15 protein-coding genes are annotated in these 14,217 nt (G+C 67.4%); 6 read left to right on the top strand and 9 right to left on the bottom strand.

Features of this window, described 5'->3' with window-relative positions:
- Positions 1 to 20: 20 nt before the first annotated feature.
- Entirely contained in the window at positions 21 to 644 is a 624-nt protein-coding gene (locus K3A84_RS12480; protein ID WP_225009678.1) for a murein L,D-transpeptidase catalytic domain-containing protein, read from the top strand.
- A 24-nt stretch (positions 645 to 668) separates the two neighbouring features.
- Here K3A84_RS12480 and K3A84_RS12475 read toward each other — a convergent pair whose 3' ends face one another.
- Positions 669 to 2,114, bottom strand: a complete 1,446-nt coding sequence (locus K3A84_RS12475) for a L,D-transpeptidase family protein (RefSeq protein WP_404823160.1) — start codon at positions 2,112 to 2,114, stop codon at positions 669 to 671.
- Positions 2,115 to 2,312: 198 nt separating this feature from the next.
- Between K3A84_RS12475 and K3A84_RS12470 the strand changes: the two genes are divergently transcribed.
- The gene (locus K3A84_RS12470; RefSeq protein WP_225009676.1) at positions 2,313 to 3,209 is read left to right on the top strand and encodes a DMT family transporter; all 897 of its coding nucleotides are present in this window, start codon (positions 2,313 to 2,315) and stop codon (positions 3,207 to 3,209) included.
- Positions 3,210 to 3,232: 23 nt separating this feature from the next.
- Here the strand turns inward: K3A84_RS12470 and K3A84_RS12465 are convergent, their stop codons facing one another.
- Positions 3,233 to 3,430, bottom strand: a complete 198-nt coding sequence (locus K3A84_RS12465) for a hypothetical protein (protein ID WP_225009675.1) — start codon at positions 3,428 to 3,430, stop codon at positions 3,233 to 3,235.
- A gap of 419 nt (positions 3,431 to 3,849) precedes the next feature.
- Here K3A84_RS12465 and acnA point away from each other — a divergent pair, with 419 nt between their 5' ends.
- Positions 3,850 to 6,522 carry an aconitate hydratase AcnA gene (gene acnA / locus K3A84_RS12460; protein ID WP_225009674.1) on the top strand — a complete coding sequence of 891 codons (2,673 nt, stop codon included), beginning with the start codon at positions 3,850 to 3,852 and terminating at the stop codon, positions 6,520 to 6,522.
- A gap of 223 nt (positions 6,523 to 6,745) precedes the next feature.
- On the opposite strand, the gene K3A84_RS12455 is transcribed toward acnA, so the two are convergent.
- On the bottom strand, positions 6,746 to 6,844 hold the full coding sequence (locus tag K3A84_RS12455; protein WP_225009673.1) for a PEP-CTERM sorting domain-containing protein: 99 nt from the start codon (positions 6,842 to 6,844) through the stop codon (positions 6,746 to 6,748).
- A 4-nt stretch (positions 6,845 to 6,848) separates the two neighbouring features.
- Between K3A84_RS12455 and K3A84_RS12450 the strand changes: the two genes are divergently transcribed.
- Complete coding sequence (locus K3A84_RS12450) at positions 6,849 to 7,442, top strand: hypothetical protein (protein ID WP_225009672.1); 594 nt, start codon at positions 6,849 to 6,851, stop codon at positions 7,440 to 7,442.
- Between the two features lie 489 nt (positions 7,443 to 7,931).
- On the opposite strand, the gene ruvB is transcribed toward K3A84_RS12450, so the two are convergent.
- Positions 7,932 to 8,963 carry a Holliday junction branch migration DNA helicase RuvB gene (gene ruvB / locus K3A84_RS12445; RefSeq protein WP_225009671.1) on the bottom strand — a complete coding sequence of 344 codons (1,032 nt, stop codon included), beginning with the start codon at positions 8,961 to 8,963 and terminating at the stop codon, positions 7,932 to 7,934.
- A 1-nt stretch (position 8,964) separates the two neighbouring features.
- Complete coding sequence (gene ruvA, locus K3A84_RS12440) at positions 8,965 to 9,582, bottom strand: Holliday junction branch migration protein RuvA (RefSeq protein ID WP_225009670.1); 618 nt, start codon at positions 9,580 to 9,582, stop codon at positions 8,965 to 8,967.
- A gap of 103 nt (positions 9,583 to 9,685) precedes the next feature.
- Between ruvA and K3A84_RS12435 the strand changes: the two genes are divergently transcribed.
- Positions 9,686 to 11,155 carry a hypothetical protein gene (locus K3A84_RS12435; protein ID WP_225009669.1) on the top strand — a complete coding sequence of 490 codons (1,470 nt, stop codon included), beginning with the start codon at positions 9,686 to 9,688 and terminating at the stop codon, positions 11,153 to 11,155.
- A 4-nt stretch (positions 11,156 to 11,159) separates the two neighbouring features.
- Here the strand turns inward: K3A84_RS12435 and K3A84_RS12430 are convergent, their stop codons facing one another.
- The 4 genes from K3A84_RS12430 to K3A84_RS12415 form a co-directional block, all read right to left on the bottom strand.
- On the bottom strand, positions 11,160 to 11,714 hold the full coding sequence (locus tag K3A84_RS12430) for a DUF4337 domain-containing protein (RefSeq protein WP_225009668.1): 555 nt from the start codon (positions 11,712 to 11,714) through the stop codon (positions 11,160 to 11,162).
- 61 nt (positions 11,715 to 11,775) lie between these two features.
- Entirely contained in the window at positions 11,776 to 12,252 is a 477-nt protein-coding gene (ruvC, locus tag K3A84_RS12425) for a crossover junction endodeoxyribonuclease RuvC (protein ID WP_225009667.1), read from the bottom strand.
- Between the two features lies 1 nt (position 12,253).
- On the bottom strand, positions 12,254 to 12,604 hold the full coding sequence (locus tag K3A84_RS12420) for a DUF3147 family protein (protein ID WP_225009666.1): 351 nt from the start codon (positions 12,602 to 12,604) through the stop codon (positions 12,254 to 12,256).
- Positions 12,605 to 12,609: 5 nt separating this feature from the next.
- On the bottom strand, positions 12,610 to 13,374 hold the full coding sequence (locus K3A84_RS12415) for a YebC/PmpR family DNA-binding transcriptional regulator (RefSeq protein WP_225009665.1): 765 nt from the start codon (positions 13,372 to 13,374) through the stop codon (positions 12,610 to 12,612).
- Between the two features lie 133 nt (positions 13,375 to 13,507).
- Between K3A84_RS12415 and K3A84_RS12410 the strand changes: the two genes are divergently transcribed.
- Complete coding sequence (locus tag K3A84_RS12410; RefSeq protein WP_225009664.1) at positions 13,508 to 14,215, top strand: CPBP family glutamic-type intramembrane protease; 708 nt, start codon at positions 13,508 to 13,510, stop codon at positions 14,213 to 14,215.
- Positions 14,216 to 14,217 lie beyond the last annotated feature (2 nt).

The raw sequence follows: 14,217 nt of genomic DNA, 5'->3' as shown, positions 1-14,217 counted from the left end.
CCCGTGGCAGGATGAAAACCATGAAGCGCGAAATCGACAGACGTGATGTTCTGAAGGGCGCTGGCGCTGCGGCGCTGGGGGTAGCGTTGCCCACGCGCGTGTTCGCGCAGGCCTCGTCCGTCAGCGAGGCGCACCGCCGTATCCTGGGCGTGGCCAAGGACCGGATGGAGCAATACCGCCCCTCGCTGTGGCGCACCGATCTGGTGGGCGTGGCCGATTTCGGGCTGCCCTCGAACCTGCCGCGCTTCCATTTCGCCGATCTGGACAAGGGCGAGGTGCGCTCGTTCCTCGTCGCGCATGGTCGCGGGTCGGACCCCGATCACGAGGGCGTGCTCAAGTGGTTCTCGAACGAGCCCAACAGCCTCGCCACCTCGCGCGGGGCCTACATCACCTATGAATGGTACAACGGGAAGTACGGCACCTCGATCCGCCTCGGCGGCATGGATGCCGACAATTCCAATGTCCTGGGCCGCGCGATCGTGCTGCATCCGGCGTGGTACGCCAACGCCTCGGTGATCGAGAAGTGGGGCAAGCTCGGCCGCAGCGACGGCTGCTTCGCCATGGGCGAGGCCGACTTCAATGAAGCGCTGTGGCACCTTTCGGGCGGGCGCCTGATCTTCGCGGACCGGCTGGGCATTTATTGAGGGGCGGGTTTCCCCGCCCGCTCCTTACAGCGGGTTGTCCAGCTTGATCACGGCTTCGTTGCTCTTGCGCTGGCTGGTGTGCAGCTGGCGGGCTTGCGCGAAGCTGGCGATCACCGGGGCATCGCGGCCATAGAGGTCGGTGAAGCTGCGCATCATGCCGTTCACGTCGCGCGCAACGGTGAAGTAGGTGACATAGACCGCCCAGGGCTTGAGCATCGGCACCTTGGTGTACTTGCCCGACAGGTTGTATTCGACCGCCGTTTCGGGCGGCAGGTCCGCGCCGAGGATGGCCATGGTCATGGCCAGCTCGGTCGCGCGTTCGGCGCGGATGCAGCCGTGGCTCAGCGCGCGCTGGGGCTGCGCGAACAGCTGGCGGCTGGGCGTGTCGTGGATGTAGATCGCGTGCTCGTTGGGCATGTCGAGCTTCACGCGGCCGAGCGCGTTGTTCTCGCCCGGCTGCTGGACGACGTTGATCGTGCCGTCGGCGCTCTTGGTCGCGACATAGCCTTCGCGCAGCGCCTGCTTGGGATTGCCGATCAGCCGCGCGCCGAGCCCTTCGCCCACGACAATCGACTGCGGCACCGTCCAGGTGGGGTTGAACACCACGTTCTTGACCTGCTCGGCCAGCTGCGGCGTCGCGGTCTTGCCCGGCTTGCCCACGATGGCGCGATAGCTGCGGATGACCTGGTTGTTGACCGTCAGCCGCAGTTCCTGCTCGGGCACGTTGATGATCAGGTATTGCAGGCCGAGATCCTGCCCCAGCCAGCGCCAGCGATCCATGTTGGCGCGGATCATCGCGATCTGCTTGGGATCCTTGGTCTTGCCCAGCATGTCCTTGAGCAGCGCATAGTCGGGATGCTTCGGCGCGAGGCTGGCCAGCACGCCCTTGATGTCGTGCGTCTCGGTCGCCTGCGCCAGAAGCTGGGCATTGGGGTGGTTGTCCTGATCGGGGTCGATCGCGAACCACTGCACGCGCGCGGGCATCGGGGTGCGGCCATCGCGCAGGTCTTCGGCGAGCCACACGAACAGGCGGCTGGCGAGCTGGTCGAGCGGCTCGCCTTCGCCCGCCTTGATCGCGGCGGAAAGCGCGGCGGGTTCGTAGTCGCGCGCGAACAGGCCTTCGGTGCCGATGCCGCGGATCGCCGCCAGCAGGGCCTGCGCATCGGCCTGCGTCCAGTGGGCGACGGGCAGCGCTTCGGGCGCTTCGATCACCGGCGTGGCGGTGCCGGTCGGCACGGCGGCGGTAACGGGAACGGAGGGGGCAGCGGGAACGGGGGTGGCCGTCGGGGCTGCGGTGGGAGCGGGCGTCGGCATGGGGGCCGGAGCGGGCTTTGCCGGACGCGCCTGCGCGGTCAGGTCGATCGGGCCTTCCTGCTGCTGGCGCGCCACGACCGGCGTGGCGGCGAGCGCCCCCGCGACGAGGCCCGCGCCGACAAGACCGGAAAGGCAGGTTCGATCGAAAAGGCGCATCATGTCGTTCCCTGTTGGCGAGGCGCTAAAAGGCGGCGGCGCGGCTCGCAAGGCGTTGCGATTCCCTGCCCCATGCCATGGGCGCAATCAAGCAGCGCGCCTGACTGAACGCTGAATCATCGTGGCGGTGGCGGGTTCCCACCACACAAGTTTCATCCGGGACTTTCTCCCGTCACCGGCCCCGGCTATGCCCCCGCGATGCGCCGTCATCCCAATTTCGTGCCGATCCTCATTACCCTGCTCGGCCTGTCGTTCTTCGGGGCGATGGACGGGGTGATGAAGGCTGCCTCGATCGCGGTCGGCCCCTATGGCGCGATGTTCTGGCGCGGGCTGGTCGGCGCCGCGATGATGGCGCCGTTGTGGTGGCACCAGCGTCGGCGCGCGGGGACGAAAGGCTGGCCTTCGCGCGCGGTGATGCGCGTCCACCTGATCCGCGGCGCGGTCGCGGTGGTGATGGCGGTGACGTTCTTCTACGGTCTCGTCCGCACGCCGATGGCCGAGGCGATGGCGCTGTCGTTCATCGCGCCGCTGATCGCGCTCTATCTGGCGGCGGTGATGCTGGGCGAGACGGTCAGTCGCAAGGCGGTGGGTGGCTCGGTGCTGGCGCTGGCGGGCGTGGGGGTGATCGCGGCGGGCAAGTTCGGGGGCAATTACAGCCATGACGGCGTGGTCGGGCTGGTGGCGATCCTCGCTTCGGCGGTGCTCTATGCCTGGAACCTGGTGCTGCAGCGGCGGCAGGCGCAGATGGCCTCGCCCGAGGAGATCGCCTTCTTCCAGGCGGCGCTCGGCTTCGTGTTCCTTGCTCCCGGCGCGGTCTTCCTTGCGCCATGGCCGGACCTTGCCACCTGGGGCGTGATCGCGGCGGCGGCGGCGCTGGCGATGATGTCGCTGATGCTGCTCGGCTGGGCCTACGCCCGGGCTGAAGCGCAAGTGCTGGTGCCGCTGGAATATACCGCGTTCATCTGGGCCGCGCTGGTCGGCTGGCTGGCCTTTGCCGAGCCGGTCACGCTGCGCACGCTGGCGGGGGTGACGCTGATCGTCGCGGGCTGCCTGTTCGCCTCCCGCCGCGACGAGCCGCATCTGGAGCCGACCTGAAGCCCCCCGGAAGGACTGACCTGTCAGCCGACGAGCTGTTCCAGCCCGGCCCACGCAACCGCCGCGATGAGCGCCGCAGAAATCGCCAGGAAGACCCAGGCTCCGGTACGGTCGGTCGCCGGGACATGCGCCGGTGCGTGCAGCGAGCTGAACGGCGTGTCGTAAGGATGGTGACGGCGGTGACGTCCGACGGCGGTGGAGCGACCGGTGCGTGTGGTCATGGCGTGAGCCCTTTCTGTCTGTCCTCTTCCATCCGGTGCTTGCGCCGGAGAGACAGAATAAGACGATTGGGTTACATATCCATGTAAAGATTCCTCCGTCATGTAACAGTCAGGGATCATCCCGGGCTGGGTGGGCGGAGGGCTCGTTCCGATAAATGGCGGCGCTGGTATCGGAGGCGTGGAAGGGCGTTGGCGGGGCTGTGAATTGCCCTTGTTGATATTGACATGCAGCATCATAAATTTAGCATCGTTGAACCCCGATATAGGACTTCTGCGCCCCTTGACGCAGGCGCGCGAAGGGCGCAGGGCGCATGCGTTTTCCGGCTGCCCTGTCCGCCGTTCGCGCCGCCTCATCGCAGGTGGCCGGTTCCCCAGCGGACGGCAGGAAGGCCATCCACAACGAGGGATCACGACTCGCCATGACTCAGGTCGGACAGGACACGCTCGGCACCCGCTCCACGCTCAGCGTCGGCGGCAAGGACTACGCCTACTATTCGCTCAACAAGGCTGCGGCCAAGTTCGGCGACGTTTCGCGCCTGCCCTTCTCGATGAAGGTGCTGCTCGAAAACCTGCTGCGCTTCGAGGACGGCGGCTTCACCGTCTCGACCGACGACGTCAAGGCGGTGGTCGACTGGCAGAAGAACCCGGCCGAATCGAGCCAGGAAATCCAGTATCGCCCGGCCCGCGTGCTGCTGCAGGACTTCACCGGCGTGCCCTGCGTGGTCGACCTTGCCGCGATGCGCGATGCCATCGCCAAGCTCGGCGGCGATACCAGCAAGATCAACCCACTGGTCCCCGTTAACCTCGTCATCGACCACTCGGTGATGGTGGACGAATTCGGTCATCCCAAGGCGTTCGAAGAGAACATGGAGATCGAATACCAGCGCAACATGGAGCGCTACGACTTCCTCAAGTGGGGCTCCAAGTCGCTCAACAACTTCTATGCCGTGCCCCCGGGCACCGGCATCTGCCACCAGGTCAACCTTGAGAACATCGCGCAGGCGGTGTGGACCAGCGTCGACCAGAACGGGCAGGCCGTCGCCTATCCCGACACTTGCGTTGGCACCGATAGCCACACCACCATGGTCAACGGCTTGGGCGTGCTCGGCTGGGGCGTCGGCGGGATCGAGGCAGAAGCCGCGATGCTCGGCCAGCCGGTCTCGATGCTGATCCCCGAAGTGGTCGGCTTCAAGTTCACCGGCCAGCTCAACGAAGGTGTCACCGCGACCGACCTCGTGCTGACCTGCACCAACCTGCTGCGCAAGCACGGCGTGGTCGGCCGCTTCGTCGAATACTACGGTCCGGGCCTCGCCGCGCTGACGCTGGCCGACCGCGCCACGCTCGCCAACATGGCGCCCGAATACGGCGCCACCTGCGGCTTCTTCGGCATCGACGACAAGACGCTCGACTACATGCGCCTGACCGGCCGTGAAGAAGCGCAGATCGCGCTCGTCGAAGCCTATGCCAAGGAGCAGGGCTTCTGGATCGACCCCTCGGTCGAACCGATCTTCTCCTCGACGCTGGAACTCGACCTCTCGACCGTCGTGCCCTCGCTCGCCGGCCCGAAGCGCCCGCAGGACCGCGTCTCGCTTCCCGAAGTCGACGACGTGTTCAACGCCGACATGGCCAACACCTACAAGAAGGCGCCCGCGCGCGTTCCGGTCGAAGGCAAGGACTTCGACCTGGGTGACGGCGACGTGGTGATTGCGGCGATCACCAGCTGCACCAACACCTCGAACCCCGGCGTGCTGGTTGCCGCCGGTCTCGTCGCCAAGAAGGCGAACGAGCTGGGCCTCAAGCCCAAGCCGTGGGTCAAGACCTCGCTCGCCCCCGGTAGCCAAGTCGTCACCGACTACCTCAACCGCGCCGGGCTGCAGGAACACCTCGATGCGGTGGGCTTCAACCTCGTCGGCTATGGCTGCACCACCTGCATCGGCAACTCGGGCCCGCTGGCAGAGCCCATCAGCAAGGCGATCAACGAGAACGGCCTCGTCGCCTCGGCGGTCATCTCGGGGAACCGCAACTTCGAAGGCCGCGTGTCGCCTGACGTGCGCGCCAACTTCCTGGCCTCGCCGCCGCTGGTCGTCGCCTACGCGCTCAAGGGCACGGTGATCGAGGACTTCGTCACCACGCCGATCGGCAAGGGCAAGGACGGCCAGGACGTGTTCCTCAAGGACATCTGGCCGACCAACGACGAAGTCTACACCACCATGGCCGGCTGCATGGATCGCGCCATGTTCCAGGCCCGCTATGCCGACGTCTACAAGGGCGACGCGCACTGGCAGGCGATCAACGTGACGGGTTCGGAAACCTATTCGTGGCGCGCCGGGTCGACGTACGTCGCCAATCCGCCGTACTTCGAAGGCCTGACCATGACCCCGCCGCCGGTCAGCGACATCATCGAGGCAAAGCCGCTGCTGATCCTCGGCGATTCGATCACCACCGACCACATCTCGCCCGCCGGGTCGATCAAGGCCGACAGCCCCGCCGGGCAGTGGCTGATGGAGCACCAGGTCGCCAAGGCGGACTTCAACTCCTACGGCGCGCGCCGTGGCCACCATGACGTGATGATGCGCGGCACCTTTGCCAACATCCGCATCAAGAACGAGATGGTTCCGGGCGTCGAAGGCGGCTTCTCGCGCTATGGCGATGAAGTGGGCGCGGTCTATGACGTTGCCATGAAGCACAAGGCCGATGGCGTTCCGACCGTGGTCATCGCGGGCAAGGAATACGGCACCGGCTCGTCGCGCGACTGGGCGGCCAAGGGCACCAACCTGCTCGGCGTGCGCGCGGTGATCGTCGAGAGCTTCGAGCGCATCCACCGCTCGAACCTCGTCGGCATGGGCGTGCTGCCGCTGCAGTTCAAGGACGGCGAGAGCCGCACCTCGCTGGGCCTGACGGGCGATGACACCTACACGATCAAGGGCGTTGCCAACCTCAAGCCGCGTCAGGACGTGGAAGTCGAAGTCACCCGCAAGGATGGCTCGAAGTTCAGCTTCACCGCGCTGTGCCGCATCGATACCGCCAACGAAGTCGAGTACTTCATGAACGGCGGCATCCTGCACTACGTGCTGCGCAAGCTCGCCGCGTAAGCGGCAGGCGTCAGGCTGAAACGAAAAGGGGCGGTCCGGCAACGGGCCGCCCCTTTTGTTGATGAAGTGCATGCGTGCAGCCTTGCACGAGCGGTATCAACCAGCGCGCATTGTGGCGGAAGTCGTTGTGCAAGGCTTTGATGTAAAAGAAAAAGGGCGGCTCCCCCCGAAGCCGCCCTTTCCCGATGCCCACTGGAGAAGGGCCGGTATTCCGAATTTTGTGTCAGGCAGTGCGCAGCGCAGCCCGCATGGCATAGCGCCGCCGCCCGACCAGCGCCGCCGCGGCGAGGCCGAACAGCACCACCATCGACGGTTCGGGCACTTCGGTGCCGCTGCTGGTCGACCCGTTGGTGCCGCTCGACCCATTGGTGCCGCTCGACGTTGCGCCCGACGACGACGAGGTCGATGAGGACGAAGACGAGGAGGTCGAACTGGACGTCGAGGTGCTCGAACTCGTGCCGGTCGCGCCTGAGGACGTTGCGCCTGACGACGTGGCCCCCGATGAGGTCGACGTCGTGCTGCTGATATTGCCCGACGTGGTCGAGAGATTCCCCGACGAGGTCGACGTGCTGATGTTGCCGCTCGTGCTCGACAGGTTGCCAGACGACGTCGAGGTCGAGGTCGCGCCGCCCGACGTCGAGCTGGAACTGGAACTGGACGACGAGCCCGAGGTCGAACTGGACCCGGACGTGGAAGTGGAGGTGGAGGTCGAGCCGCCAGACGTGGAGCTGGACGTGGAGCCGGTGCTGGTCGAGGACACGACCACGCTGCCGCCGCCGCCGCTGGCGCCGAAGAAGCCACCGAAGAAGCCGCCGCCAAAACCGCCGCCCGAATTGCTGCTGCTCGAAACCACGGGGACCATGCCGCCGCCACTGGAACTGGCTGCCACCGCTGCCGCCGGGGGCAGGGGCGCCATGTAGGGCACGGGCGCGACGGCCAGCGCTTCGACCGCAGCGGCGTCGGGCTTTACCGAGGTGGACTTGATCAGCTTGCGCGGGCGATGCGTCTTGCGCGGGATCATCCGGCGCGACTTGCGGTGCTTGTTCGCCGCGACCTTGTGCGACTTGATCGGCTTGATGTGGTGGATCTCGGCCGAAGACGGGGCTTCCGCGACGTGGACCGCGCCCCCGCCCAGAACCGCGCCGCCTGCCGCGCAGGCCGCCAGTTTCGCCAATGCCAACCGAACCGACATGCTACCCGCCTTCGTTGCGGTCTTGCCGGGGCGGCCCTCGCCCCAAGCCGACCTTCTATCCGGACAATGCAGATCGCCCGCATTCAAGCAAGGTGGTTAACCCTGATTCACAGCGAAAACCAAGAAAAGCCGCGTCAGTCGGCGTGTTGTCATTAACTGTGTCCCGCTTTGGAACCAGTTTCGGGTTAACGTGAAGGCTCCCCTTTGATCGACGCCGTCAATCGCCGGTATCGAACAGGCCGGGCAATTGTCCCGAGGGCGGGGTGAGTCCGAGGTGCTGCCAGCCGCGATCGTTGAGGCAGCGCCCGCGTGCGGTGCGCGCGACGAGGCCCAACTGGATCAGGTAGGGCTCGATCACTTCCTCGATCGTGTCGCGCGGTTCGGACAGGCCTGCCGCCAGCGTTTCGACGCCGACGGGGCCGCCCTTGTAGATGTCGGCGATCATCATGAGGTAGCGCCGGTCCTGAAGATCCAGCCCCAGTGAATCGACTTCGAGCCGGGTCAGCGCATTGTCGGCGATGGCGTGCGTGATGGTTTCGGCCCCCGCCACTTGCGCAAAGTCGCGCACGCGGCGCAGCAGGCGGCCCGCCACGCGCGGGGTGCCGCGTGCGCGCCGCGCGATCTCGGTCGCGCCGCCCTTGTCGATGCCGATGCCCATCAATCCCGCGCCGCGGCTCACCACGCGCTCCAGTTCGGGCACGGTGTAGAATTGCAGCCGCACGGGGATGCCGAAGCGGTCGCGCAAGGGGGTCTGGAGCAGCCCCTGCCGCGTGGTCGCGCCGATCAGCGTGAACGGCGGCAGGTCGATCCGCACCGAGCGCGCCGATGGCCCCTCGCCGATGATGAGGTCGAGCGCGCGGTCCTCCATCGCCGGGTAGAGCACTTCCTCGACCACGGGATTGAGCCGGTGGATCTCGTCGATGAACAGCACGTCGCCGGATTCGAGATTGGTCAGCAGCGCAGCAAGATCGCCCGCCTTGGCGATCACCGGCCCGCTGGTGGCGCGGAAATTGACGCCGAGTTCGCGCGCGATGATCTGCGCCAGCGTGGTCTTGCCAAGGCCGGGCGGCCCGAAGAACAGCACGTGGTCCATCGCCTCGCGCCGCATCTTGGCGCTTTCGATGAACACCCGCAGGTTGTCCTTCGCGGCGGCCTGCCCGGTGAAATCGTCGAGCGACTTGGGCCGCAGCGCCGCGTCGGGGTCTTCGGCCATGCGCTGGGCGGAAAGCAGGGGGTTTTCGGTCGACATGTCAGGCGGTCGCCCTCTTCAGCGCCACGCGCACCAGATCGTTCAGGCCCGCGTCCTCGCCCAGTTCCTCCACCGCGCGCGCGACGGCCATGCTGGCGACGGGGGGCTTGAAGCCGAGGTTCTGCAGGGCCGAGACGGCATCGGCGCTGGCCGAGCCTGCCGGGACGGCCACGCCGATGTCGCCGCCCATGCCCGCAGGGCCGGAGAGGCCCGCAAGGCCGCCCGCCTTGTCCTTCAGTTCGTTGACGATGCGGCTGGCGAGCTTGGGCCCGACGCCGTTGGCGCGGGCAACCATGGCGCTGTCGCCGTTGGCGCAGGCGCGTTGCAGTTCTTCGACCGAGAGTGCCGAGAGGATCGCCAGCGCCACCTTGCTGCCGACGCCCTGCACCGCCGTCAGCAGGCGGAACCATGCGCGTTCACCCGCGCTGGCAAAGCCGATCAGGCGCTGGTCGGTCTCCGACACCTGCATCTCGGTGTGGACCACCACCTTGTCGCCCGCGATGCCGAGGTGGGTCAGCGTCTTCGCCGAGCAGTGCACGAGGTAGCCGACGCCGTTCACGTCGATGATCGCCCAGTCCGGGCCGGTGTCGTCGAGAATGCCGGTGAGCTTTGCGATCATGCTTTGTTCCTATGCACGGCGACGCGCGCGGCGACAAGGGGCGTTGAATGGGGGCGTGCCACGCCGGATGACAGCGCGCGCGCCATCGCCTATCCCTGTCGCCATGACGGGGGACGACAGGCAGGCGGGGGCGTCGCGGCTGGGGCCGGGCTGGATCGCGGCGATAGCGGGCGTGGTGCTGCTGGGGCTGGCCTTGCGCATCGCTGGTTTCTCGCTGTTCGACCTGCGCTATGCCGATGAATTCATGCAGTATCTGGAGCAGGCCAACCGGCTGGCGACGGGGCAGGGCATCCGGCCGTGGGAGTGGCGCCTTGGCCTGCGCAATGCGCTGATCCCGCAAGCTCTGGCAGGTCCGTTCGCGCTGGGCCATGCGCTGGCGCCGGGCACGTTGCTGGGGCTGGAACTGGCGCGGGCCGCGTTTCTGGCATTGGCCTGCCTCGCGCTGCCAGCCGCGTGGGCGCTGGGCGCGCAGAGTGGGCGGGCGCACGCGCTCGTGGCGCTGTTCGTGGTGGCGGTCTGGTGGGAAAGCGTGCTCTACGCCAACCTGATCCTGTCGGAGAGCCTTGCGGTCACGCTGCTGCTGCTGGCGGCGGGGCCGGTGCTGGCGGATCGGCCTTCGCGCAAGGCACTGGTGCTGGCAGGGCTGCTGGCGGGCTTGGGCGTGCTGGTGCGTTTCCAGTACGGACTGTTCGCCGCCGTGCTGGTGGCGGGCGCGCTGCGGCTGGACCGCGCCCGCTGGACGGCGTTCCTGACGGGCGCAGTGCTGGCCGCTCTGCTCGGCGCGCTCAGCGATCTGGCGGTCGGGCTGACGCCGTTCGGGTGGATCTGGACCAACCTGACGATGAACGTAGGGCAGGACCGCGCGAGCCAGTTCGGCACCGCGCCGCCGCTCGAATACGTGATCCAGCTGGGCCGGCATTTCTGGCCGCTGTTTCCGATCGTGCTGGCCGCCGCCTATGGCGCGGGGACGCGTTACCGCCCGCTGTTCTGGGCGGCGACGGCCAATGTCGCGGCGCACAGCCTGATTGCGCACAAGGAATACCGCTTCATCTGGGTGTCGGTGCTGGCGTGGCTGGTGCTGGCGGCGATCGGCTCGGTGCACGCGGCCGAACGCTGGCGCGCGCGCCGGGGCGAGGGCCTGTCGCCATTGGTGCTGGCGCTGCTGATCGCCGGTTGGGCGACGGCGTCTGCCTTCGCGGCCAAGGCCAATGGCGGGGTGATCGCCCAGCGCGTCGGCGCGGCAGTGCCCTTGCTGGCCAATCGCGCCCTGGCTGATCCGCAGGTCTGCGCGCTCGCCATGGCCTACGAGGACCGCGCGCATCTCGTCCCCGCGCTGCTGGTCCGACCCGTGCCGATCCTGCTCGCGCCCGGTTCGGTGGTGCCGCTACCCGCCGATCTGGCCGAAGGTGCCAATGCATTGCTGCTGGCGAAGGCACCGGGCGATCCGCGCTATGTCAGGCAGGAGTGCGCGCCCTTTGCCGATGGACAGGTGTGCCTGTGGCGCAGGCCCGGACCTTGCGCGCCTGCACCGCGCCGGACCTATCAGGCGATGCTCGAGGCCAACGGCCTGTGATGCGCTAGCCGAGCAGGTTGCTCAGCACGTCGGGATGGAAGGCCAGCCCGAGGAAGCCGCACAGCCCCATGAACACGCCGAACGCGCCAAAGGCCCAGGCGGCGGCGAGGACCGCGCCGCTTTCCACCAGCGCGGCGACCGCGGCGATCGAGATCGCGGTGGAAATGGCCGCTTCGCTCGCGTCGAACTGGTCGTCGTGGACGTTGAGCGCATCGTAGAGATCGGCTTGCGCCTTGGCCTTCGCCGCCAGCACGGGCGCTTCGGCCTGATAGCGTAGGCGATCGCGGTCAAAGCTGGCGAGCGCGGCGGTGGCCTTGCCCGGCGATGCAAGCGCGGCGACTTGCGCGCGCGCGGTTTCGACGAGGTGCTGCTTGGTGCGCGTCGCCTGGTATTCGTTCCAAAGGTCGACCGAGCTGGATTGCGCTGCCTGCATCGCCTGGACGATGTTGCCGTCCTTGATGCCGCACAGGCCGGTGAACACCGACAGCACCACCACCGTGATCGCCACGGCGCGGTTCAGGCGCTTGTTCTTGGCTTCTGCGCTGACTTCTACTTCCATGGCAGCGATGGTGGCACCTGCCGCCTGACCGCCACATGGCCGCAATCCTACCGATCGGCAATCAGCGGTGGCTGCCCAGCATGTTGGCGTGGGTGATCGCCACCGCCAGCGCGTCCGAGGCATCCTCGCCCGCCAGCTTGACGCCAGGCAGCAGGATCTTGAGCATGTGCTGGATCTGCTGCTTTTCGGCGCCGCCGGTGCCGACCAGCGCCTTCTTGATCACTTTGGTCGGGTATTCGGCCACGGGGATCCCCGCGCGCGCGACCGACAGCATGGCAACGCCGCGGGCCTGCCCCAGCTTCAGCGTCGATTGCGGGTTCACGTTGACGAAGACTTCCTCCACCGCGCCGGTATCGGGCTTGTAGAGGTCGATCACGGTGGCCAGCGCCGCGTCGAGTTCGACCAGTCGTTCGGCCATGCTGGCCTTGGCGTCGGTGCGGATCTGGCCGTTGGCGATGTGCGACAGGCGGCTGCCCGCCTTGGCCACCACGCCCCAGCCGGTGCAGGTCAGGCCGGGGTCGATGCCGATGATGATCATCTCAGAGCTTCAGCCCGAACCGGGGGCCGATGTGCATCATGCCGAGATAGAGCGCGACCGTCAGCGCGCATCCGGCGGCCAGTGCCAGCCAGAACGGCACGCCGTGGCGTAGCATGGCAGGGATGGCGAGGAACATCGGCAGGCTGGGCAGCACGTACCAGAAGGTCGCCTCGGCATGGACGGCCATGTTTTCCGCATCGGGCCGGGCGTGCCACAGGAACACCATGCCCAGCACCGAGACCAGCGGCAGCGAGGCGACCAGCGCGCCCAATGCGGGCAGGCGCTTGCCGATCTCGGCAATGGCCGCGATCAGCACGCCCGAGAGCAGCGCCTTCGCGGCCAGTTGCCACATTCGAATTAGCCCAGCGTTTCCATGACGTCGTCGGGGATGTCGTAATTGCCCCAGACGGTCTGGACGTCGTCGTCGTCTTCCAGCACGTCGATCAGCTTGAGCAGCGTGGCGGCGTTGTCGGCATCGACCGTGGTCTTGAGGCTGGGCTTCCACGCCAGCTTCACGCCTTCGGCTTCGCCCAGCGTCTTTTCGAGTTCGCGCGCCACTTCATGCAGCGATTCGACCGCGACCCAGATCTGGTGGCTGCCGGGGTTTTCGTCGCCATCGCCCAGGTCGCTCTCGACGTCGTCGGCACCGGCTTCGATGGCGGCTTCGAGGACCTTTTCCTCGTCGCCGACCTTGCCGGGATATTCGATCAGGCCGAGCCGTTCGAAGCCGTGGCTGACCGCGCCGCTGGCGCCCAGGTTGCCGCCGTTCTTGGCAAAGGCGGTGCGCACGTTGGTGGCGGTGCGGTTGCGGTTGTCGGTCAGCGCCTCGACGATGATCGCCACGCCGCCGGGGCCGTAGCCCTCGTAGCGCACTTCTTCATAGTTCTCGGCATCGCCCTTGCTCGCCTTGTCGATCGCGCGCTGGATGTTGTCCTTGGGCATCGACTGCGCCTTGGCCGCGTTGACGGCGGCGCGCAGGCGCGGGTTCATGTCCGGATCGGGCATGCCCATCTTGGCCGCGACGGTGATTTCGCGGCTGAGCTTGGAGAACTGCGCCGAGCGCTTCTTGTCCTGCGCGCCCTTGCGGTGCATGATGTTCTTGAATTTGGAATGGCCTGCCATGATCGTGCTTCTTGCGGCTCTGAATGGAGTGGATCTGGCGCGGCCCTAGCCGGTTCGGCGCATCCGGGCAATCTTTGGCGGCTCTGTCGACCTGCTAGGCGCGTATTAACGCGTAAGGGCGCATAAACAGCGCATGACCGGCCCGATCCCAGAAGCCCTTGCCGCCTTCCGCGCCTTCCTGCGCCGTCCCGTGCTGCTGGAGCCTTCGGGACTGCGTCCGCCCGAAGCACGGCGGCTGTGGCTGGGCATGGCGGGTCTGCATCTGTCGGTGCTGCTGCTGGTGCTGCTGCCGTTCCTGCGCCTGTGGCAACAGGCCTTCGCGCTGCCCGCGCCCGATGCCTATGGCAAGCTGGCGCCGCAGGTGATGATCCCCGTGGTCGTGATGGCAGCGCCGGTGCTGGAAGAGGCGATCTTTCGCGGCTGGCTGACCGGGCGACCGCGCGCGCTGTGGCTGCTGGGGTGCCTGTTCGCGCTGGCGGGGCTGGGTCTTGCCGCGAACGCCGATCCGGGTTCGATGGCTGTCAGCATGGCGCTGCTGGCCCTGCTTGTGGGCGCTCCGCTCGGCTGGTTCGCGCTGCGCCGCCGCGCGGCGTTGCGGGTCTTTGCCACGCGGCAGGCGATGTTCTTCTACGGCAGCGCAGGCGTGTTCGCGCTGTCGCACCTCGCCAACTACCCCCGCGCCAGCCTCGTCGCCGTGCCGCTGGTATTGCCGCAGCTGTGGACGGGGCTGACCGCAGGATTCGTGCGGATGCGGATGGGCCTGCTCGCCTCGATCGCCCTGCACATGACGTCGAACGCACTGGCGCTGGGCCTGGCGTTCGCGCTGTCGCGGCTGGGATAGAG

The organism is Novosphingobium percolationis, from assembly GCF_020179425.1.
Classification (GTDB): Bacteria; Pseudomonadota; Alphaproteobacteria; order Sphingomonadales; family Sphingomonadaceae; genus Novosphingobium; species Novosphingobium percolationis.
The sequence above is the reverse complement of the archived record's forward strand: the minus strand, read 5'-3'. Positions and strand labels throughout refer to the sequence as shown.

What these genes read in the sequence shown, in the direction of transcription:
- K3A84_RS12470 (WP_225009676.1), top strand. Translation starts at nt 2,313, where the DNA reads ATGCGCCGTCATCCCAATTTCGTGCCGATCCTCATTACCCTGCTCGGC.
- ruvA (WP_225009670.1), bottom strand. Translation starts at nt 9,582, where the DNA reads ATGATCGCAAAGCTCACCGGCATTCTCGACGACACCGGCCCGGACTGG.
- K3A84_RS12410 (WP_225009664.1), top strand. Translation starts at nt 13,508, where the DNA reads ATGACCGGCCCGATCCCAGAAGCCCTTGCCGCCTTCCGCGCCTTCCTG.
- K3A84_RS12435 (WP_225009669.1), top strand. Translation starts at nt 9,686, where the DNA reads ATGACGGGGGACGACAGGCAGGCGGGGGCGTCGCGGCTGGGGCCGGGC.
- K3A84_RS12475 (WP_404823160.1), bottom strand. Translation starts at nt 2,114, where the DNA reads ATGCGCCTTTTCGATCGAACCTGCCTTTCCGGTCTTGTCGGCGCGGGC.
- K3A84_RS12415 (WP_225009665.1), bottom strand. Translation starts at nt 13,374, where the DNA reads ATGGCAGGCCATTCCAAATTCAAGAACATCATGCACCGCAAGGGCGCG.
- ruvC (WP_225009667.1), bottom strand. Translation starts at nt 12,252, where the DNA reads ATGATCATCATCGGCATCGACCCCGGCCTGACCTGCACCGGCTGGGGC.
- K3A84_RS12430 (WP_225009668.1), bottom strand. Translation starts at nt 11,714, where the DNA reads ATGGAAGTAGAAGTCAGCGCAGAAGCCAAGAACAAGCGCCTGAACCGC.
- acnA (WP_225009674.1), top strand. Translation starts at nt 3,850, where the DNA reads ATGACTCAGGTCGGACAGGACACGCTCGGCACCCGCTCCACGCTCAGC.
- K3A84_RS12465 (WP_225009675.1), bottom strand. Translation starts at nt 3,430, where the DNA reads ATGACCACACGCACCGGTCGCTCCACCGCCGTCGGACGTCACCGCCGT.
- K3A84_RS12420 (WP_225009666.1), bottom strand. Translation starts at nt 12,604, where the DNA reads ATGTGGCAACTGGCCGCGAAGGCGCTGCTCTCGGGCGTGCTGATCGCG.
- K3A84_RS12480 (WP_225009678.1), top strand. Translation starts at nt 21, where the DNA reads ATGAAGCGCGAAATCGACAGACGTGATGTTCTGAAGGGCGCTGGCGCT.
- ruvB (WP_225009671.1), bottom strand. Translation starts at nt 8,963, where the DNA reads ATGTCGACCGAAAACCCCCTGCTTTCCGCCCAGCGCATGGCCGAAGAC.